This is a genomic window from Catenulispora yoronensis (assembly GCF_039531695.1).
GTDB classification, from domain to species: Bacteria; Actinomycetota; Actinomycetes; order Streptomycetales; family Catenulisporaceae; genus Catenulispora; species Catenulispora yoronensis.
Genome location: NZ_BAAAQN010000062.1, coordinates 23311 through 43109 on the forward strand (window position 1 = coordinate 23311; position 19799 = coordinate 43109).

Genomic DNA, 19799 nt, shown 5'->3' on the forward strand with positions numbered 1-19799 from the left:
CGGCGACGTCGACATGTGCCGAACGCCGCCGCGAACGCTGGTTCAACTTGCCCAAGGCTCACTCAGGGCTCTACCCCGTCGGCGGTCGGTGACGCGGCCGCGGGCCGTTTCAGGTGCTCCGGGGCGATCAGCCGGGCGCCGTGGTAGGCCACGATGGTGACGATCGTGCCCAGCGCGATCCCGGACAGGGAGAAGTTGTCGGTGAACTTGAGGCTGGTGTTCCCGATGCCGATGATGACGCCGGCCGCGATCGGGACCAGATTCAGCGGGTTGCCGAAGTCGACCCGGTTCTCGGTCCAGATCTTCACGCCGAGCAGGCCGATCATGCCGTAGAGGACGACGGTGATGCCGCCGAGGACACCGCCGGGCGTCGCCGCGACCAGGGCACCGAACTTGGGTGAGAAACCGAACAGGATCGCCACGAGCGCGGCGACGTAGTAGGCGGCCGTGGAGTAGACGCGGGTGGCGGCCATGACGCCGATGTTCTCGGCGTAGGTGGTGGTCGGGGAGCCGCCGAAGGTGCTGGCCAGCGCGGTGCCGAAGCCGTCGGCGGCGATGGCGCGGCCCATGTAGGGGTCGAGGTTGTCGCCGGTCATCTCGGCGACGGCCTTGACGTGGCCGGTGTTCTCCGCGATCAGGGCGATCACGGCGGGCAGGACCAGAAGGATGAACGCCCACTTGAACTCGGGGAAGTGCCAGCCGGCGATCTGCTGCGCGCCGCTGCCGGTGGTCTTGTCCGGGAAGCCGATCCACTTGGCGGACTTCACGCCGTCGAAGTTCACACGCCAGTGCGTGGTCTCCTTCCCGGCGCCGGCGTCGTAGGAAGTGATCTGGCCGAAGACGCGGTCGGCGAGCCAGGACAGCACGTAGCCGAACACCAGCGCGACGAAGATCGCTATCCGGCCGATGAAGCCCCGCACGCCGACCATGATGCCGATGGCGAGGAACATGGTGATCAGGGCGATCCACTGGTCCTGCGGCCAGTAGACGTTCGCGACCACGGGCGCGAGGTTGAAGCCGATCAGCAGGACCACGGCGCCGGTCACGACCGGGGGCAGGACGGCGTGGATGACCTGGGCGCCGAGGAAGTGGATCAGGACCCCGACGGCCAGCAGGACCAGCCCGGCGATCAGGATGGCGCCGGTGACGTGCTGGTCGTCGCCGCCCTGCGCGCGGATGGCGGCCACGCCGCCGACGAAGCTCGCCGAGGTGCCGAGGTAGCTGGGGACCTTGTTCTTGACGATCAGCAGGAAGCAGACCGTCGCGATGCCGCTCATCATGATGGCGAGCTGCGGATTCAGGCCCATGACGAGGGGGAACACGAACGTGGCGCCGAACATGGCGACCACGTGCTGCGCGCCCAGGCCAACGGTGCGGGGCCAGGACAGGCGTTCGTCGGGGCGGACGACCGAGCCCGGTGGTGGAGTCTTGCCTTCGTATGCGACTCGCCAGCCCAATGTCATGGGCCGGACTGTAGCGACGGTGTGACGGGCGTCACAAGCACTGAGACGTTACTAAATTTGCAGGTGGCGCCGGTGCGGTGTTCGGCGGGGGCCTGTTCCCGCCTCTGCGTCACAGACCTCGCATATGCAGGATGCGGAGCGCGACGGACAGGTCCAGGCGCAGATCCGGCCGTTCCATGAACGGTCCGACCAGGCGTTCGATCTTGCCGATGCGGTATCGCAGGGTGTTGTAGTGGAAGTGCAGGCGGCGGGCGGCCTCGGCGACGTTGAGATTGGTGTCGAGGAGCACCTCCAGGGTGGTGCGCAGGTCCTCGGCCTCCGGATCGCCGTCGACCGCCAGGCCCTTGAGCGTCTGGCGGGCGAAGTCGCGCAGCTCGGCCGGGTCCGGAATCTGGGAGAGCAGGCGGTAGACGCCGAGGGCGTCGAAGTGGACGACGGAGGCCGGGCCGTTGAGGCGGCGGCCCATGCGCACGGCGCGGCGGGCCTCGTCGTAGGCGGCGGGGAGGTCCGCGACGGCGGAGACCGGGCGGGAGACGCCGGTGGAGAAGGTGCGGCGGCCGCCCCCGCCGGTGCCGGAGACCTCCGCGATCAGGCTTCTGACCAGGGGATCGGGGTCGTCGCCGGACTTCAGGACGACGACCACCTCCTGGTTGAAGCCCGCCACCGGGGTGCTGCGGTCCCGGACGGCGACGACGGTCTGCCAGGCGGCGGCAAAGCGTTCGCGGGCCGGGCGCAGGGCGTGCTGGGAGGCGGGGAGGACGGACTGGCCGGGATCGAGCTCGGCGACGAGGACGGTGAGGCGGGTCTTGTTCGGGGTCGGGGTCGGGGTTTGGGTTTGGGTTTGGGTCTTGTTCGGGGTCTGGGCTTGGGCGAGGGTTTGGGTCTGGCTGTGGCCCGGCCCTCTCAGCGGCTGCCGCGATCCGGCACCGGGGTTCTTGGTCCCCGGCGAGTGGGCCGGACGGTGGCCGGACCCGGGCTCCAGCTCGATGTCCCAGCCCAGGGTCGCGGCGTGGACGGCGGCCGACTGCGGGTCGTCCAGGCGGCCGGTCAGCAGATCCCTGAGGAAATCGGCCCGGTACTTGTCCTCGACCGCCGCCACCGCGAGCTCCTTGACCACGGCCAGGGCGGCGACCGTGGCGGCCCGTTCGAGGGCGGCGACGTCGGCGGCGTCGAAGGCCCGGCGGCCGGCGAAGGCGACCAGGCGGCCATGGTCGACGCGGCCGGCGACGATCGGGACCAGGGCGTGCTGGACGCCGTGATGGTCGGCGAGCCCGGGCGGCTCGGTCTCGGTGCGCAGGCGCGGATCGCCGGGCTCGGCCTCGAAGCACGGCAGGTGGTGCACGTCGGCGGCGCCGTGCCCGGCCAGCACGCGGCCGTCGGGCGTGGTGACCAGGACCGGGCCGCCGAGGATGCGCGACAGCTCGGCGGCGAGCTCGGCCAGGCCGCCGCCTTCGAGCGCGATCTGGGCCAGGGCGCGGTGGACACGATCGGCGCGCGCCAGGACGGCGGCCTGGCGGTCGAGGACGTCGGAGAGCACGTCGGTGAGGATGTCGTCGAAGGCCACCCGCTCCGGGAGCTCGATGACCGGGAACCCGAGGTCGTCGGCGGCGAGCAGCAGCTCCGGTGGCAGGCCGCCGAGGTAACGGTGCGGCTTGATGGCGATGGCCGACAGCCCGGCGCGGTCGAGGTCGGCGATCAGCTCGGCGAGCGGGGTCGGCGAGTGGCGCAGCGGGTAGCCGGTGGTGAGCAGCAGCTCCTTGGGCTTGACCCACGGGAGGATGTCGGGCACCTCCATGACGTTGACGCGCTCGACGACGCGGTGGCGGCCGGCGGCGCCGGCGACGATGCGGGCACCGGTGAGGGCGGGCAGCGCCAGGGTTTGTTCGACGGTGAGCGCTACTGCGCCTGCGGGGGTGGGCGCTCCGGGTTTTGTGGGTGTTCCGGATCCGGCTCCGGCTCGGGCGGGTGTTCCGGCTCCGGCGGGTGTTCCGGGCTCGGCGGCTGTTCCGGCTCCGGCGGGCGCTCCGGGCTCGGCAGCTGTTCCGGCTCTGGCAGGTGCTCCGGGCTCGGCGAGTGTTCCGGCTCCAGCAGCTGTTCCGGGCCCTGCGGGCGTCCCGGAACTCGCGGGCGCTCCGGCCCTCGCGGGCGCTCCGGGCCCTGCCTCGCCCGGTGACTCACCGTCACCCAATGGCCCAGCGCTCACCGAAATCTCCGCCTCCAGTGTCGACATTTGCGAAGGTTCGCCGCCGTCCTTGGCAGGATTGCCCATGCCGGGACAGTAGTCCCGCGGTCTAGCGTCGCGACAGGCTCTAGCGGAAAGGATCGATGCCGGTGTCGGTTGCCGAGGCACGACCAACGGTGGACCACCTCGAAGTGAGGCGCGGCGAATACCACGACTCTGTCACCCTCATGCTCGCCGCCCGCGCGGTGGCGGCAGTCCCCGGCGTCGCCCACGTCCTGGTCGCGATGGGCACCGACCTCAACCTCGCCCTCCTGGCCGACCTCGGCCACCCCCGCCCCGACGCCGGCCCCACCGACCTCCTGATCGCCTTCACCTGCCCCGACCCCGCGACCGAGACCACCGCCCTCAGCACCCTGACCGGTGCCCTGACCCCCACCCCGAGCCCCGGGGGCCCCATCACAGCCCCCGGACCCACCACCCCTGCCCCCACTCCCCACCCCCGCACCACAGCCGGCGCACTAGGCCGAACGGGTGCACTTCTCACCCTGATCTCCACCCCGGGCCTTGCCTCCGTCCCAGAAGCCATGGAAGCATTGCAATACGGCGCATCCGTGGTCATCTTCAGCGATAACATCCCCACCACTCATGAGATCCGCCTCAAAGACGAAGCCTGCCGCCGCGGCCTCCTGGTCATGGGCCCCGACTGCGGCACCGTCATCCTCCACGGCATCGGCCTGGGCTTCGCCAACACCACCCGCCCCGGCCCCATCAGCCTGGTAGCCGCCTCCGGAACCGGCGCCCAGCAGCTGATCTCCCTCCTCGACGCCGCGCAGACCGGCATCCGTCACTGCATCGGCGTGGGCGGTCGCGACCTCTCCGAAGCCGTAGCCGGCCGCTCCACCCACGCTGCCCTCGACGCCCTGGCAGCAGACGAAGAAACCACCCTGATCGTGGTGGTCTCCAAACCACCTCACCCCACCGTGGCCGCCGCCATCCGAACCCACGCCGCCCACCTCGCCAAACCCGTCCTCCTCGCCTTCATCGGCCCCGACCACCCCACCCTCACCACCACCGCCGAAAGGATCCTCGCCACCCTCGACCACCATCCCCCACCCACCTGGCCCCACTGGCCCCCGACCACCACCTCGCACGTCACCACCGAACCGGGCCCTGCCCGCAGCCACACCATCCGCAGCCACACCGTCCGCGGCCACATCATCCGCGGACTCTTCAGCGGCGGCACGCTCTGCGCCGAGGCGGAAGCGGTGATGACACGTGCGGGCGCCGCCTCGCCAACCACTCCCGCCGACACCGCCGAACCTCTCACCGCCGTAGCTCACACCGCCGTACCTCACACCACTGCCCACCTCACCGACTTCGGCGCCGACGCCTACACCCGCGGTCGCCCGCATCCGATGATCGACAACACCCTCCGCCTGCGCGCCGTCGCCGAGGCCGTCGCCGACCCCCGCGTCGGCGTGCTCCTCCTCGACGTCGTGCTCGGCCGAGGCGCACATCCCGATCCGGCCGCCGAGCTGGTCCCGGCGGTGGCGGCGGCGTGTGAAAAGGGGGTGCAGGTCGTCGTGTCGATGTGCGGCACCAGCGGCGATCCGCAGGGGCTCGATCGGCAGGCGCGTGCGTTCGCCGACGCAGGGGCGTGGGTCTACCTGTCGAATGCCGAGGCCGCGATGGCCGCGGCGCGTTTGGCAGTGCATTGATGGCGCGCCGAACCCGGGCAGGGGCGCGCGCCGGCACGAGAGAGGAGCGTCGCCATGTCGTCGTCTGAGCTGCTGGGACCGGTGTCCCACGTCGTGACCGCAGGAGTTGCAACCTTCGCCGACGAACTCGTCGCGCAAGGGGTGCCGGTAACACGAGTCGACTGGCGCCCGCCGATGCCCGGCACCGAAGCCGACCTGGCCGACGTCGCCCTCGACGCGCGCCGCATCGACGCCAACGCCCTCGCGCTCCAACGGATGCTGGCTGCGGGCGCGGAGCTGGTCGACGTACGGCCGGCGCGCGAAGTCCTCGGGCTGGAGACGGGCCAATTCCTCCACGCCGGGCCACCCATCACCTGGGACCGCGCGTCCGGGCCGATGCGAGGCGCTCTGATCGGCGCGGTGCTACTCGAAGGAATCGCCGACACGCCGGAAGCCGCCGAGGCGTGGCTGGCAGCCAAAGACAACGACACGAACTCCGCCGGCCCCGACCTCGCCCCCTGCCACAGCCGTGGCGGCGTCGGACCGATGGCCGGCGTCGTCTCGCCCGGCATGTGGCTGTTCGAGCTTCGAGACCCGGGCAGCGGCCGAACTTCCTGGTGCAGCCTCAACGAGGGCCTCGGCAAAGTACTGCGCTACGGCGCGTTCAGCCCCGACGTGATCGCACGCCTGCAATGGATGGCCGAGGTGTTGGGCCCAACGATGCAGCGCGCAGTCCGACGGCGCGGGCCGATCGACATCAAGGCGATCATCGCGCAGATGCTGCACATGGGCGACGAAGGCCACAACCGCAACCGGGCCGGAACGCTCATGCTGCTCCGCGAACTGCTGCCCGCGATGATCGAAGGCGGCGAGGAGGCCGGGCCGTTGGCGGACGTCGTACGGTTCGTCTCCGGCAACGACCACTTCTTCCTCAACCTGGTCATGCCCGCGTGCAAGTTGGCGGCCGGCGCGGCGGCAGGGATCGAGGGCAGCACAGTGGTAACCGTCATGGCACGCAACGGCACCGACTTCGGCATCCAGACCGCCGGAACCGGCGACCGCTGGTTCACCGCCCCGGCGCACACGCCCGAAGGCCTCTTCCTGGCCGGCTACGGACCCGAGGACGCCAACCCGGACATCGGCGACTCGGCGATCACGGAGACAGCGGGCGTCGGCGGCTTCGCGATGGCTGCCGCGCCCGCGATCGCGCGCCTGGTCGGCGGGACCGCCGCGAGCGCGGTCGCCACCACCGGCCTGATGTACGAGATCGCGCTCGCCGAGAACCCGGCCTTCACCATCCCCGCGCTCGATTTCCGCGGCACACCGACCGGCATCGACGTCACCCGCGTGGTGCGCACCGGCGTATTGCCGCAGATCAACACCGGGATGGCGGGGCGCGTCGCCGGGACCGGACAAGTCGGCGCCGGCCTGGTGACGCCGCCGGCCGAATGCTTCACGCAGGCGTTGGCGGCCTTGGCCGAACTGGCACGAGAGGCAGCGCAGGCCGAGGCGCGAGGGGCAGCGCGAGCCACGGCACGAGACACCGGAAACCACGAGGACTGACCCACCCGAGGAGTTCTCGCTCACACCAGCCCCGATCCGATCCCCGGCCCTCGGTACCGTGGCGACGTGCTCAGCGCCTTCATCCCCATCTGGCTGCTCACCCTCCTCGGCTACCTCATCGCACGATTCGACCTCGTCGGCTCCCAGTACGCCGAAACCACAGATGTGGAAGGCATCCTGGGCCGTTTCGTCTTCCGCATCGCCATGCCTGCGGCCTTGTTCGGCATGGTGGCCAAGAGCGATCTGCATGCCTTGGCGAACACCTCGATCGTCGCGTTCGGCCTGAGCTCGCTGACCGCCTGCGGGCTCGGGCTGGTGATGAGCACGCGGATCTTCCGCCGGGGCATCGGAGACGGCGCGGTGGTGGGGATGGCGTCGGGATACGTCAACTCCGCCAATCTGGGGATTCCCGTGGCGGTGCAGGTGCTGGGCAATGCGGGATTCCTGTCGACCGTGATCCTGTTCAATACCGTGCTGGTCACGCCGGTGGCGTTGGCGCTGATGGACCTCGGCAACGAGGCGGGAACAGGGCAGCCGAACCCGGAATCAGCAGCCATCGCAGCCACCGCATGGCGGCGACGAATACGCGGCATCGCGTTGCTCCCGGTGCGGAATCCCATCATCATCGCCTCTGCGCTGGGGGCATTGGTCGCCGGGACGCACTGGCATATACCGGTGGACGTCGACCACGCGGCTAGCCTGCTCGGCGGGGCCGCGGTGCCGATCGCCCTGGTCACGCTGGGAATGTCGCTTCACGCCGGCCCCAAGCGCACCGCCATCGACGAGACGTCCCAAAAATTCGCGGACAACGGCGATAACCAGGACAACCAAACCGGGCACCAATCTCGTGTACATGGCAGACAGGAAATCTTCGAAGCCGCGATATCGACAGCCCTCAAGACCGCCTTCCAACCCGCTCTCGCTTATGTTTTAGCCCGCTACGCACTCCACCTCCATTCCTACGATGTCCTTGCCGTCACTCTCTGCGCCGCGCTGCCCACCGCCCAAAACGTCTACATCTACGCCCGCGAATACGCCCTCGACACCGCCTTCGCCCGCAATGCCGTCGTCGTTTCGACTCTCGTCTCGATGGCGGGCCTCTGGACGGTCGTCGCCCTGCTGAAGAAATAGGCCCGGAACCGCATGCCCGCGGCCGGCGTCGAAGCCCCATGGGAACCACGGCACGCACCTCCCGCGGCCTCACCGGGGCCACGCTCACACTTGGCCTCTCGCTGAGCCTCGCCCTCACCGGCTGCTCGGGCGACGCCACCAAACACCCACCGCCCACGCACTCGCAGGCCTCCGACCTCACCACCGACCCACCGGGTCTCCGGCCCGACACCGAGTCCGTCGCGGTCCCCCTGAAGCACTACGCATCCTGCGACGAGGCTCTGGCCACGCTCCGCCTCGCCCAAGCGGCCGTCAACGCCGCGCGCCGTACATCCAACGGCGCGGATCCCTCACAAGGCCGGGAGCGCTATGGCTCCCTGGCGCCCGGAAACACAGCCGCCCCGGGCAACGCGCCGGCGGCCGCCGCGCCGGCTCCGGGCGCCAACCCGGGCGCGGATTCGGCTCCGGGTTCGGCTCCGGGTTCGGCTCCGAATGTGGCTCCCAATGCGGCTCCCAATGCGGGAGCGAACCCGGAAGCGAAGCCGGGCAGCAGCCAATCGGCGAGCCCCGACCACTCCACCACCAACACCGCCGAACCCGGTGTCGACGAGCCCGACACCGTCAAAACAGACGGCAAGGCCATCGTCTCCGTCTCCCGCGGAACCGTCTACATAGTCAGCACATCCGACAAACGCATCCTGGGGAGCGTCCCGCTCCCGTCCACCATCGCCATCGGACCGGACGGCGGCAGCACCGACAGTTCAGGCAACACCAGCAGCTCAGGAAACACCGGCAGTTCCGGTAAGACCGGTAGCTCAGGCAGTTCAGGTAGTACCGGTAGCCCAGGCAATACCGGCACCGGATCCAGCACCACCACGTCCAGCCGCCCCTACTACCCCGGTGTCGACGGCACCGACCAGCTCCTCATGGCCGGCGATCGCGTCCTGGCCATCAGCCGCACGCCGGCCGGGCCGGCCTATCCCGCCGCCGACGGCGACGTGATCGTCCCCGGCGCGCGTCCGGTCACGGCCGCGCAGACCCGATTCACCCTCATCGACACCAGCGATCCGACCCGTCCGAAGGTCGTCAGCACCCTGCGTCTCACCGGGGATTTCGTCGATGCCCGCATGATGGGCACCACGGTGCGCGCCATCACCCGCACCAACCCCGTCGTGCCGGAGACCGGCTCCGGGACCGGCTGGCTCCCCGGCTACGAACTCCAGTCGCACATCGGCGGCGCCGGTGGTGCGCAGAGCATCACCGACGGCACCGTGGACTGTGCCGCCATCAGTCATCCCGACGTCTACAGCGGTACCTCGCTGCTCTCCCTGACCACCTTCGACCTCGGCGCGGCCGCCAACCGCTACAGCCTCGGCACCGGCAGTCCGGTGTCCGTGGTCGCGGACGGCGACACCGTCTACGCCACCGGTTCCAGCCTCTACATCGCCAACGATCTGCACGCCTGGCAGGCCGTCCCGTTGATCCGGCCCGGGCTTCAGCTGGAGGGCTCGACGGCTGTCGCGCCGGCGGATCCCTACCTGCCGCCGACCTCGCGGACCGAGGTCTACAAGTTCGACGTCTCCGGGAGCGGTGCGCCGCGGCCGGTCGCGTCCGGGAGCGTTCCGGGATGGTTGCTGAATCAGTACTCACTCTCGGAATATCAGGGCAACCTCCGCATAGCCACCACCAGTGGCTCTTACCAGGACCATGCCGACCTCAGTTCCAGTAGTGCGGTGTACGTCCTCGCCCCGCGCGGCGACGCGCTGGCGCGGATCGGGGCCGTCACCGGTTTGGGTCAAGGGGAGAAGATCTACTCCGTCCGCTTCGCCGGACCTATCGGGTATGTCGTCACCTTCCGGCAGATGGATCCGCTGTACGTCGTCGACCTGCGGGATCCAGCACATCCGAAGACGGCCGGACAGCTGGAACTCACCGGATATTCGTCGTATCTGCACCCGGTGGACGACAAGACGCTCATCGGGCTCGGGCAGGCCGCCACGACCGCGGGGCGGCGGTTGGGGACCCAGGTGTCGCTGTTCGACGTCTCAGACCCCTCAGCGCCGCGGCTGACGGCCCGGTACGAGCTGCCGGCGGCGTACTCCGGCGCGGAGGGCGATCCGCACGCTTTCCTCTACTGGAAGCCGACCGGAATGCTCGTTGTGCCCGTTTCGCAAAGCTCGGATGGTTTGGACGGCTCTGCGAGCGGCGCGCTCGTGCTGCGTGTCGCGGACGGGCGGATCGCCGAGGAGGGGGTCGTGAAACACGCCGGGCGGACCGGGGATGCCACGTTCGGGTCAATCCCCAGTGTGGAGCAGATCACCCGGTCGTTGGTCGCCAATGACACGCTTTGGACGGTTTCGGGAGCCGGTTTGCTGGCCTCGAACGGCCTCACCTTGGAAGACATGGGGTGGATCCCCTACCCCTGAGCTGTGATCTGTCGCTCGGATCCGCCATGATGGGCGACGGCTCCGGCGCCGTCGCGGGCCGTGACCGTACTAGGCAAGGAGAAGTTTCATGGCACTTCCGACACTGACCCCCGAGCAGCGCGCGGCCGCTCTGGCCAAGGCCGGGGAGGTGCGCCGGGCCCGTTCCGAGATGCTGGCCGACGTCAAGGCCGGGAAGCTGTCTCTGAAGGCGGTGCTCGACCGGGCGGCCAAGGGCGAGGAGATGGTCAAGAAGACGAAGGTGACCGCCCTCATCAAGGCGCTGCCGGGCTACGGCCCGGCCAAGGCGGCCAAGCTGATGGCCGACGCGGAGATCGACGAGAACCGTCGCATCGGCGGCCTCGGCGACCGGCAGCGCCAGGCGCTGCTCGCCGCCACCGCCTGATCGAGGCGCTCTCTCTGCCACGGCGCACGCCGGCCGTCCCTGGGACGGCCGGCACGACCGTGGCGACGGATCGCGGCCAGCACGGACCACGGTCTGCACGAATCACGGTCTGCACAGATCACGGTCTGCACAGATGCCGTGACGACGGTGGAGAGGGCTGAAACGGGGCTGAAAGCGTCCCGGAGCGGCCCGATGCCACCGGAAAGCGGCCGACAAGCCGCCAGAAGCGGCCTGAGCGGCCAGGAAACGGCCCGCAGAGGCCAGGAAACGGCCCGTAGCGCCTCGCAGCGGGCGACAGCGGCTCGAAGAGGCCGGGAACGGCCCCTCGGTGGCGCCGAGCCATGCGAAGCCGTGTGGGAGCGGCGCTGAGCGGCTCGGCAGGACGTCGAGCAGCCAGGGCGGCCCACAGGCTGCCCGGGCGTGGCCCTGACGGGCCAGGGCGGCCCCGTAACGGGCCATGGCGGCCCGGAATGGCCAGGCGCGGCCCTGAGCGGCCGGAACAGCCCTCAAAGCTGGTTGCCGGGCACGGAAGTCGCTTCAGCGCGGCCGGATTGGCTGAGAACCGTCGGGGTGGCCGGGATCGGACACCGATTCTCGCCCGCCAGGCTCACCGGATCCCGGTTCTGGAGTGCCCATCGCCGCCCCTTCGGGACGCGCGGACCAAAAGCTGGTTCTGGCGCGGCCGAGGGTGGCCGAAAACGAGCGTCACGGCCGGAAAGCGTCGGCTCACGAGCGCAGCCACATCGGGCCGGCGAAAACCTCAGACCCGTTGAGGCTGCGAGCCTCGCACGCGTTCAGGGCATGCGGAGCTTCCGCGTATGCAGAGCCTCAGCATCAGTGCGTCGGGGCGATCGTCGGGAAGCGCAGATCCGCCTCGATCGGGCGGTGTGCCTGCGCGGCGCCGATGGCCGGCAAAACGATGCTGCGCACCGGGATCAGGCCGCGGGTGAGCACGTCGTCCAGGCGGACCATCGGGAAGCTGGACGGCCAGGTGAAGCCGAAGCCCGCGCCCGCCTTGGCCTGGACCGATACCAGGCCGGTGGTGGAGTTCAACAGCTTGCTCATTCCCCGGTCGGTCTGGGCCAGGTCCAGGTCGCCGACGACGACCAGGTTCGGGGCCGGCTCCGCGGACACCGCCGCCACCAGCTGGCCGAGGGCCTGGCCGCGCGCCACGCCGAAGCCGTCGTGGGACAGGGACGGCTGGGGCAGATGGACGGCGTAGACGGTGGCCGTGCGCGCCGGGTCGAGGCGCACCGTGAAGCGCAGCAGCCCGCCGAACTGGCCGGACGTGGAGCCGCCGGCAGCCGAGGACTGGGTCGGGTCGGAGGTCCGCGCCGCGAGGTCCATCGGAACGCTGCCATTGACCAGCTGGAAGCGCGACCAGACCACGAATTCGTAGAGCGCCAGATGGTACCGATACCGGGCCGGGACAGCCTGATCGGCCAGCTGCGCGTCACGCGCGGACAGGCCCTGCAACACAACGATGTCGGCCTGCCGCTGCTCGGCCAGCCGCGCGACGGCGGCCATGTCCGGCGGAGAAGAGACGTTCTGGCTGAGCACCTTGAGATCGGCCGGCCCGGACCCACCGGGCCGCACCAACTGCGGTCCAAAGACGCCGCCCCACACCCCGCAGGCCAGCACCGTGACACCGATCGCCCACTTGTCCAGGCTCAGCAGCGCCGCCGGCACCGCGAGGGCCAGCGGCACGAAGGTCCAGGGCAGGAAAGTGTCGATGAGCGAGCCGAAGCCCATGACATCGGGCAGAAAGCGGTGCCCGACCAGCACCACAAGCACCAGAGCACTGATCACGCGGACCAGCAGCGATATCTGCCGACGAGCGTTGGGCCAGTGAGTGTCCTCATAGTCCGGCTCGGGAGAGGAACTGGCGGGGGCGGCGGGCGCAACGACATCAGGAGCCGGAGATTCCAGCTCTGGTTCAGCGACCGCTTCCGCGACAGGCTCAACGACGGTCTCCGCAGCACGGGGCGCCGGGAGCGGCGGAGCCAACGCGGGCGCCGAAGCAGCCTGGTAAGGCACAACCGGACTCTCCCGCCGCTGCGCGGGGACACTCGCCACACGCCACGTGGCGGCGGCCTGCTCAGCAGCGGTACGGATAATCTCGCTGACCGCGAACACCGCAGGGCCGACAGGCGCGTCCGGCTCATTCGGAGCCCCCGGCTTGTCAGCGACAGTGACCGCCGCGGACTGCTCGACAGCGGCCGGCGCCAACAAGTCACCAGCTCGCGGAGCCGCCTCGGCAACGCCGCCGACCGAACCATTCAAAGCATCCGACGCCTGCAACCCACCTGCCTGCGGAGCCACCTCGGCACCGACACTGGCCAGCAAGCCACCAGCAGGCGGTGCCATCTCGCCATCAACGCGGGCCAGGCCACTTGGAGCGTCCAACGCCAGCAAGTCACCAGCTCGCGGAGGCACCTCGGCACCTACGCCGACCAAGCCACCCGGAGCATCCAACGCCAGCAAGTCACCAGCAGGCGGTGCTATCTCGCCATCAACGCGGGCCAGGCCGCTCGGAGCATCCAACGCCAGCAAGTCACTGGCTCGCGGAGCCATCTCGGCGTCAACGCGGGCCAAGCCGCTACCTCGCAGCGCCGTCTCGGCGACAGCACCAGCCGAATCGGACGAAGCTCCGGTCTCGACAACCGTCGCTAGCGAGCCAGCAGCCCCCGAAACCGTCTCCGCCGCAGCGGCGAGCGAAGTCGCCAGCGAGCCGCTCGGCTTCGAAACGGCGCTCTCGGCCACATCAAATTGTCCTGCCAGAACCGCAGTGCCCGAAGGCTCCCCGTCCCCCGCGACCGCGGTGTCGGTTCGCGGCAGCCGGTTCGGGACCGCCACTGCCTCGACGCGTGCCAGCGCCGTTCCGGGGGTCGCGTTCGGGGTCGTGCTGGGGGTCGTGGCTGGGGTCGGCTCGGGCGACGTTTTCGGGGCTATCGGCCCGTCGTCGTCCGACCCGGCCTGAAGTTGATCGAAACGCAAGGCTTCCCGTCCGCTGCTCCGCGTGGCCAGACCCGTCCGCTCCGTGCGGGGGGCTTGGGCCGCCGCGCACGGGCAAACGTTACTACCAACCGATGAGCGTTTCGGTCACGGTCCGATGTCCATCGCAACAACCGTGTCACAACTTGCTGAGACCGGGGTCAGAGTCCGGGGGCGCCCCAGACCGGGAACCAGCGGCTCAGGTCCTGCTCCACGCGCAGGTCGTTGGTCAGCAAGGCCTTGATCTTCAGCTCTGTGCCGCTGTCGCGCTGTTCGCCGGGGAGGGGGGCGAAGGGGTAGAAGGTGCCTCGCTTGTAGAGGTACACCAGGGCCAGGCGGTTGTCCTTGTCGTCGGTGAAGGACACCAGGGAGCACAGCAGTTGGGGGCCGAAGCCGGTGTCCTGGAGCGAGCTGTTCACCGCGTGGAGGTCGGTCACCAGGCCGGCGGTGTCGTCGGGTTCGTGGTGGGACACCAGCCAGGTGTAGCCGTAGGAGTCGTCGCGGGCCTCGACCTTGGGGCCGTTGCCGGCCGCCAGGAGCGTGGTGATGTCCGACTCGACGTCGTCGAAGGCTCGGCCCTCGGCCCGCCTGAAGCAGACCGAGCCCAGGCCGGTGGGACGGTAGTTGGTCGCCGCCTGCAAGGTCAGGGCCGCCGACGGCAGTCCGAAAAGCTGGTCGAGGTCCGGCTTGACCGGCTTGGTCCGACCGAGCAGCGTGTCCAGGAATCCCATGGCTACCAGCTTGCCTTGTCTCGGGGGGACGGCGAGGGAGGTCCCGCGGTCCGTTCGCTATTCGTGATCGTCTTGTGCAGATCCCCGTGACTAACCGGGTTTGTTCCCGGCGCCGGCACGCGTGACGCCTGTCGGACGCGCTCGGCTCGCATGATGGAAGCTCGGGGGTCCGACAGGCGACGACGGTGTCAGATGTGGACGTGGTCGATCAGGTGGTGCTCGGGGCCCGGCGCTCGGCGGCCCGCCGGTGCTCAGACCCTCGTGTGCTCAGACCCTCGCGTGCTCAGGCCCTCGTGCTCAGGCCCTCGTGTTCAGTGCTCAGCGGCCCATCTCGACGGCGAGCTGCGCCAGCTTCTCCTGCCGCACCTGGAGCGAGGGGTGGGTGGAGAACAGGTTCGACACGCTCGCCCCGCCGCGGATCGCCGGGGTGAAGAAGAACGCGTTGAACGCCTCCTGCTTGCGCAGGTCCTGGGTCGGGATCTGGGCCATCTCGCCGGTGATCCGGCCCAGCGCGTTGCTCATCGCCGTCGGGTTGCCGGTCAGCATCGCCCCGGAGCGGTCGGCGGCCAGCTCGCGGTAGCGGGACAGGCTGCGGATCAGCAGGAAGGACAGCGCGTAGGTGATCATCGAGACGATCATCACCAGGAACAGCACCGCCGCCGGGCTGTCCTCGTCGTCGCGGTCGCGCCGGTCGGAGAAGCCGCCCCACAGGCCGATCTCGAAGGTGACGCGGGTGATCAGCCCGGCCAGCACGCCCAGGAACGAGGCGATGGTCATCACCGCGACGTCCTTGTGCGCCACGTGCGAGAGCTCGTGCGCCAGCACCGCCTCCAGCTCGCGGTCGTCCGGCACCCGGCGCATCAGGCCGGTGGTGGCCACCACCACGGTGTTCTTGGAGCTGCGGCCGGCCGCGAAGGCGTTGGGGACCTCGGTGTCCACCAGGCCGACCCGCGGCTTGGGCATGTCGGCCAGCGCGCACAGCCGGTCCAGGACCGCGTGCAGGCGGTGCGCCTCGGCGGACTCGTCGGGCTGCACCACCCGGGCGTTCATGGAGAACAGCGCGATCTTGTCCGACAGGTACCACTGCGCGAAGAAGAAGCCGGCGATGACGATGAGCAGGATCGGCAGCAGGCCCTTCGGGGCGAAGGCCACCGCCACGCCGATCGCGGCGACGTAGACCGCACCGAGCAGGAACATCACGGTCACCATCCGCGAAGTCAGCTGCCGGTCCGGCGCGAAACGGGTCCTTGCCACTGGTGGTCTCTCCCTGTCCTCTCGGTCACGGTGTCCGGGCCCGGCCCGGCGGCGCGCCACCGGTGTGGCGTGCGCCGCGGGTGTCAACCCGGCGGTTCATTCGGTGCAACGCCGAACCGGCCCGAAGGGTTCCCGTCGGCCGCCGTCCGGGGGGTGGAAGAGACCGCCGCCACACCGGGGCCCGCGGGGCGGGCGTCCGGTGCGGCGGCGTGGGACCAGCGCGAAGGAGCGGGGCGAGCCGGAGCTCAGCCGGGGATGAGGCCCTCGTCGGACATCATCGCCTCGACCTCCTCCAGCGTGGAGTCGGCCATCGGGAGCACGAAGTCGCTCTCGACGATCTCGTCCAGCGGCAGCGGCTCGCCGATCTCCCGGACCCGGGTCAGCAGGGTGTCCAGGGCGGTGCGGAAGGCCGCCTCGTCCTTGGCCTGGCAGGTCTCCAGGACCTTCTCGTCGAGCGAGTTGAGCTCCTCGATCGCGCTGTCGGGCACGCGCAGCTGGCCCTCGGTGAGGATGCGGACGATCATCGCGCCTCGCCCTCCTTGCGGATCTCCTCCGCGTCGGACACGCCGGTGTTGCTGGCGTTGCCGACCGCGTTGCCCGCCTCCAGCTGCCGGTTGGCGTTCGCGGACGGGCCGCCGGCCAGCTCCCGCTTCATCGCCTCCAGCTGGTTGTCCACGTCCGAGCCGGAGGACAGCCGCTCCAGCTCGGCGGTGATGTCGTCCTTGGCCATGCCGGTCGGGTCGTTGAGCGCGCCGGAGGCCAGCAGCTCGTCGATGGCCGAACCGCGGGCCTGGAGCTGCAGGGTCTTGTCCTCGGCCCGCTGGATCGCCATGCCGACGTCGGACATCTCCTCGGAGATGCCGGAGAAGGCCTCGCCGATCCGGGTGGTGGCCTCGGCCGCGGTGTAGGTGGCCTTGATGGTCTCCTTCTTGGTGCGGAAGGCGTCGACCTTGGCCTGCAGCGACTGGGAGGCCCGGGTGAGCTTCTCCTCCTCCGCCTGCAGGGCCGTGTACTGGGTCTGCAGGTCGGTGATCTGCTGCTGGATGCCGCCGCGCCGGGACAGGGCCTCACGGGCCAGGTCCTCGCGGCCGACCTCCAGGGCCCGCCGGGCCTGGGTCTCGTGCTTGTCGGACTGGTCCTGCAGACCCTTCATCTGCAGTTCCAGACGCTTGCGCGAGGTGGCCACGTCGGCGACGCCGCGCCGCACCTTCTGCAGCAGCTCAAGCTGCTTCTGGTACGACAGGTCGAGCGTCTCGCGCGGGTCCTCGTACTTGTCCAGCGCCTTGTTGGCCTTGGCCTGGAAGATCAATTTCATGCGCTTCATGACGCCACTCATGGGCTCTGCCGCGCCCCCTTCACGTCTTCATGTGTCCGACGCGACCCTGTTCCGGATCGCCCTGAATGTCGTCCAACGATGGTGTCCTGGTCAGGACTTACCATACGGCGCGGGACCCCGTCCCGGCATCTACCGAAGGTCATGGCTTCGTCGGGACGCCCCCGTGGCCTTAGAGTCTTCCCGTGTTCCGGAAGCAGAAATCCACCGTCGAGGCTGACGAGGCCGCCGAGTCGCAGGACGTGATCCCTGCGCAGGACGCCTCCCAGGCCGCCAAGGGCCGTCCCACGCCCACCCGCCGCGAAGCCGAGCTCGCCCGCAAGCAGCGGCTGAGCGGGATCAACGCGAATCCCAAGCTGGCCAAGCGGGAGGCGCGGCAACGCGACTTCGAGGCCGCCACCGAACGCCAGCACGGCGGGCCGGTGAAGGCGTTCGCGCGCGACTACGTCGACTCGCGCTTCCGGACCGCGGAGTTCTTCATCATCTTCGCGGTGCTGCTGTTCGTCGTGGCCTCGGTCCCTTCCATCGCGCTGCTGTCGGTGGTGCTGTGGCTGGTGATGCTGGTGGCGATCGTGATCGACTCGGTGCTGCTGATCCGCGGGCTGAAGAAGGAGGCGCGCAAGCGCTTCCCCAACGAGGACCTGGGCCGCGTCGGCTGGTATGCGCTCATGCGTTCGATGCAGTTCCGCAAGTGGCGGATGCCGAAGCCCCGCTTGAAGCGCGGCGAGAAGTTCTAGGCTCACCGCTCAAGGCCGGCTCCAGCCGGCCGTCGGCCATCGTCAGCACCCGGTCGGTCCGGCCCAGCAGGGCGATGTCGTGGGTGACCATGACGGTGGCCGTCCCGTGCTGCGCGGTGACGTCGGCCAGCAGCGCCACCACCCGGGCGCCGCGGTCGTGGTCCAGCGCCGAGGTGGGCTCGTCGACCAGCAGCACCGCCGGCTCGGCGAACAGCGCGCGGGCGATGTTGACCCGCTGACGCTCGCCGCCGGAGAGCTGGTGCGGACGCCGCCGCTGCTTGGCGGCGTCGAGGCCGACGGCGTCCAGGAGCGTCCGGGCCCGGGTCCGGGCCGCGCGCGGCCGGTCGCCCCGCAGGTGCCCGACGGCTTCGAGCTGCTCGGCGGCGGTCAGCGCCGGGATCAGGTTGGCCTGCTGGAACACGATGCCGATCCGGTCGCGGCGCAGCCGCGTGCGGGCGCTGCGGGACAGGTCGGCGGTGTTCCGGCCGGCGATCACGACGCTCCCCCGGTCCGGGGTGAGCAGGGTCGCGGCGACGGCGAGCAGCGTGGACTTCCCCGAGCCGGAGGGGCCGACGACGGCCGCGAACTCGCCGGGCGCGACGGTCAGCGTGATCCGGTCCAGGGCGGTCAGGCGGGTGTCGCCGTCCGGGTAGGTGAGGGTGACATCGGTCAGGGCGAGGGTCATCGCGCGGCTCCCAGAGCGGTCAGCGGATCGACGGCGACGATGCGCCGGACGGCGAGGGCGGCGCCGGCCAGGCCGAGCACGACCATCGCCGACAGCGGGACGGCGACGGTGGCGGCGTCGAGGGTGAACGGGGTGCCGGAGGCCTTCAGGACCGCGCCGCCGACAGCTCCGGCGGCGGCGCCGACCGCGCCGCCGAGCAGCAGCAGGGCCAGGGCCTGGCCGAGCGCGTCGCGGACCAGGTAGCCGCTGCCCGCGCCGATGGCTTTGAGGACGGCGATGTCGGCCTTGCGCTGCACCGTCCAGACGGTGAAGAAGGCACCCGCGACCAGGGCGCTGATCGCGAACAGGAAGCCCTGGATCAGGGTGAGGCTGCCTTGTTCGGCGGAGAAGCCGTCGATCCCGGACTTGGAGGCGTCCAGGGTAACGGTCCGGGTGTGCGACGCGGCGTCGAGCGCTTTCGCGGACTCCTTCCCGGCCGGGCCGGAACCGGCCACGACCAGCGCCGACGGCTGGGCGCCGCCGCCGATCCGCTCCCAGGTCGGCTCGTCGGTCCAGACCGTCGGGGCGTGGCCCCAGGAGCGGTCGGGGGTGATGCCGGACACCGTGAGCCGCGCCGGGCCGAGGGTGACCGGGTCGCCGGGGTGCAGGCCGAGCTCGGCGGCGACCCCGGCGCTGACCGCCACCTCGCCGGGGCGCGGGTTATCACCTACCGTCGCGCGCGGCTGGAGGGCCGGATCGACGCCGACGACGCTCACCGAGGAGGCCGCACGCCCGCCGCCGGAACCGGTTCCGGAGGCGGCACCCCCGGCCCCGGTGCCGAGCCGGGTCATCGACACGCCGAGCGGCCGGGCGTCGGCCGCGGCCTGCCAGGCGGCCCGCTGGCCGGCGTCGATCGCGCTGTCGGTGAACGACACCGCCGGTCCGCCGAACACCACGGCGCGGGCGGGCAGCCCGGCCAGCGCCGAGGACGAGTCGGCGGCCAGGCCGCCGGTGAGACCGTAGAGGAACAGGACCAGCCCGGTGAGCAGGGCCACGACGGCGCCCATCAGGGTGAACCGGCCCTTGGCGAAGCGGAGGTCACGCAGGGCGACGAACACGGTGGCGCCTTCCGTCGGGGATATGGGGACGGGTTCCAGCCTCGCGGGCGGGGACGCGGTTGCCATCGCGGAGAAGGTTGGTCGCGGATCAACCGAAGGATGGATGCCGGGATGGCCGGAATGG

Annotated in this window: 15 protein-coding genes; 6 read left to right on the forward strand and 9 right to left on the reverse strand. The window is 70.5% G+C overall.

Annotated features, from left to right (window positions below; all coding sequences use genetic code 11):
* Nucleotides 1-62 precede the first annotated feature (62 nt).
* Entirely contained in the window at nt 63-1463 is a 1401-nt protein-coding gene (locus ABD481_RS36900; protein WP_344670504.1) for a uracil-xanthine permease family protein, read from the reverse strand.
* A 109-nt stretch (nt 1464-1572) separates the two neighbouring features.
* Nucleotides 1573-3732, reverse strand: coding sequence for a PucR family transcriptional regulator (locus tag ABD481_RS36905; RefSeq protein WP_344670505.1), 2160 nt, complete (start codon nt 3730-3732; stop codon nt 1573-1575).
* 56 nt (nt 3733-3788) lie between these two features.
* On the opposite strand from ABD481_RS36905, the gene ABD481_RS36910 reads away from it, so the two are divergent.
* From ABD481_RS36910 to mihF, 5 genes are all read left to right on the forward strand, one after another.
* Nucleotides 3789-5363 carry an AllF/FdrA family protein gene (locus ABD481_RS36910; RefSeq protein WP_344670506.1) on the forward strand — a complete coding sequence of 525 codons (1575 nt, stop codon included), beginning with the start codon at nt 3789-3791 and terminating at the stop codon, nt 5361-5363.
* Nucleotides 5364-5417: 54 nt separating this feature from the next.
* A complete protein-coding gene (locus tag ABD481_RS36915; protein ID WP_344670507.1) occupies nt 5418-6905 on the forward strand; it encodes a YlbE family protein in 1488 nt (495 codons plus the stop codon).
* Nucleotides 6906-6971: 66 nt separating this feature from the next.
* On the forward strand, nt 6972-8036 hold the full coding sequence (locus tag ABD481_RS36920; RefSeq protein WP_344670508.1) for an AEC family transporter: 1065 nt from the start codon (nt 6972-6974) through the stop codon (nt 8034-8036).
* Between the two features lie 38 nt (nt 8037-8074).
* Nucleotides 8075-10441: a beta-propeller domain-containing protein gene (locus ABD481_RS36925; RefSeq protein WP_344670509.1), complete on the forward strand. Its 2367-nt coding sequence runs from the start codon at nt 8075-8077 to the stop codon at nt 10439-10441.
* 88 nt (nt 10442-10529) lie between these two features.
* A complete protein-coding gene (mihF, locus tag ABD481_RS36930; RefSeq protein WP_012786078.1) occupies nt 10530-10844 on the forward strand; it encodes an integration host factor, actinobacterial type in 315 nt (104 codons plus the stop codon).
* An 834-nt stretch (nt 10845-11678) separates the two neighbouring features.
* Here the strand turns inward: mihF and ABD481_RS36935 are convergent.
* The 5 genes from ABD481_RS36935 to ABD481_RS36955 all read right to left on the reverse strand — a co-directional run bounded on the left by ABD481_RS36935 (nt 11679) and on the right by ABD481_RS36955 (nt 17159).
* Nucleotides 11679-12653 (reverse strand): endonuclease/exonuclease/phosphatase family protein, encoded by a 975-nt coding sequence (locus ABD481_RS36935; protein WP_344670510.1) that lies wholly within the window; start codon nt 12651-12653, stop codon nt 11679-11681.
* Between the two features lie 1346 nt (nt 12654-13999).
* Complete coding sequence (pspAB, locus tag ABD481_RS36940) at nt 14000-14569, reverse strand: PspA-associated protein PspAB (protein WP_344670511.1); 570 nt, start codon at nt 14567-14569, stop codon at nt 14000-14002.
* Nucleotides 14570-14887: 318 nt separating this feature from the next.
* On the reverse strand, nt 14888-15823 hold the full coding sequence (gene htpX, locus ABD481_RS36945) for a zinc metalloprotease HtpX (RefSeq protein ID WP_344670512.1): 936 nt from the start codon (nt 15821-15823) through the stop codon (nt 14888-14890).
* Between the two features lie 245 nt (nt 15824-16068).
* Nucleotides 16069-16347, reverse strand: coding sequence for a PspA-associated protein PspAA (gene pspAA, locus ABD481_RS36950; RefSeq protein WP_344670513.1), 279 nt, complete (start codon nt 16345-16347; stop codon nt 16069-16071).
* A complete protein-coding gene (locus ABD481_RS36955; protein ID WP_425559382.1) occupies nt 16344-17159 on the reverse strand; it encodes a PspA/IM30 family protein in 816 nt (271 codons plus the stop codon). Before ABD481_RS36955 ends, pspAA begins: the two co-directional genes overlap by 4 nt.
* Before the next feature lie 182 nt (nt 17160-17341).
* Here ABD481_RS36955 and ABD481_RS36960 point away from each other — a divergent pair, with 182 nt between their 5' ends.
* Complete coding sequence (locus ABD481_RS36960) at nt 17342-17893, forward strand: DUF3043 domain-containing protein (RefSeq protein ID WP_344670515.1); 552 nt, start codon at nt 17342-17344, stop codon at nt 17891-17893.
* Here ABD481_RS36960 and ABD481_RS36965 read toward each other — a convergent pair.
* Together ABD481_RS36965 and ABD481_RS36970 are read right to left on the reverse strand one after the other, a co-directional pair.
* Entirely contained in the window at nt 17823-18578 is a 756-nt protein-coding gene (locus ABD481_RS36965) for an ABC transporter ATP-binding protein (RefSeq protein ID WP_344670516.1), read from the reverse strand. The two genes, ABD481_RS36960 and ABD481_RS36965, sit on opposite strands and share 71 nt — an antisense overlap.
* Nucleotides 18575-19741 carry an ABC transporter permease gene (locus ABD481_RS36970; RefSeq protein WP_425559383.1) on the reverse strand — a complete coding sequence of 389 codons (1167 nt, stop codon included), beginning with the start codon at nt 19739-19741 and terminating at the stop codon, nt 18575-18577. Before ABD481_RS36970 ends, ABD481_RS36965 begins: the two co-directional genes overlap by 4 nt.
* Nucleotides 19742-19799: the final 58 nt, after the last annotated feature.

Excerpts from the sequence above, each read along its gene's own strand:
- ABD481_RS36955 (WP_425559382.1), bottom strand. The coding sequence starts at position 17,159 with ATGAGTGGCGTCATGAAGCGCATGAAATTGATCTTCCAGGCCAAGGCC.
- ABD481_RS36970 (WP_425559383.1), bottom strand. The coding sequence starts at position 19,741 with ATGGCAACCGCGTCCCCGCCCGCGAGGCTGGAACCCGTCCCCATATCC.
- ABD481_RS36910 (WP_344670506.1), top strand. The coding sequence starts at position 3,789 with ATGCCGGTGTCGGTTGCCGAGGCACGACCAACGGTGGACCACCTCGAA.
- ABD481_RS36915 (WP_344670507.1), top strand. The coding sequence starts at position 5,418 with ATGTCGTCGTCTGAGCTGCTGGGACCGGTGTCCCACGTCGTGACCGCA.
- mihF (WP_012786078.1), top strand. The coding sequence starts at position 10,530 with ATGGCACTTCCGACACTGACCCCCGAGCAGCGCGCGGCCGCTCTGGCC.
- pspAB (WP_344670511.1), bottom strand. The coding sequence starts at position 14,569 with ATGGGATTCCTGGACACGCTGCTCGGTCGGACCAAGCCGGTCAAGCCG.
- ABD481_RS36925 (WP_344670509.1), top strand. The coding sequence starts at position 8,075 with ATGGGAACCACGGCACGCACCTCCCGCGGCCTCACCGGGGCCACGCTC.
- ABD481_RS36900 (WP_344670504.1), bottom strand. The coding sequence starts at position 1,463 with ATGACATTGGGCTGGCGAGTCGCATACGAAGGCAAGACTCCACCACCG.
- ABD481_RS36965 (WP_344670516.1), bottom strand. The coding sequence starts at position 18,578 with ATGACCCTCGCCCTGACCGATGTCACCCTCACCTACCCGGACGGCGAC.
- pspAA (WP_344670513.1), bottom strand. The coding sequence starts at position 16,347 with ATGATCGTCCGCATCCTCACCGAGGGCCAGCTGCGCGTGCCCGACAGC.
- ABD481_RS36905 (WP_344670505.1), bottom strand. The coding sequence starts at position 3,732 with ATGGGCAATCCTGCCAAGGACGGCGGCGAACCTTCGCAAATGTCGACA.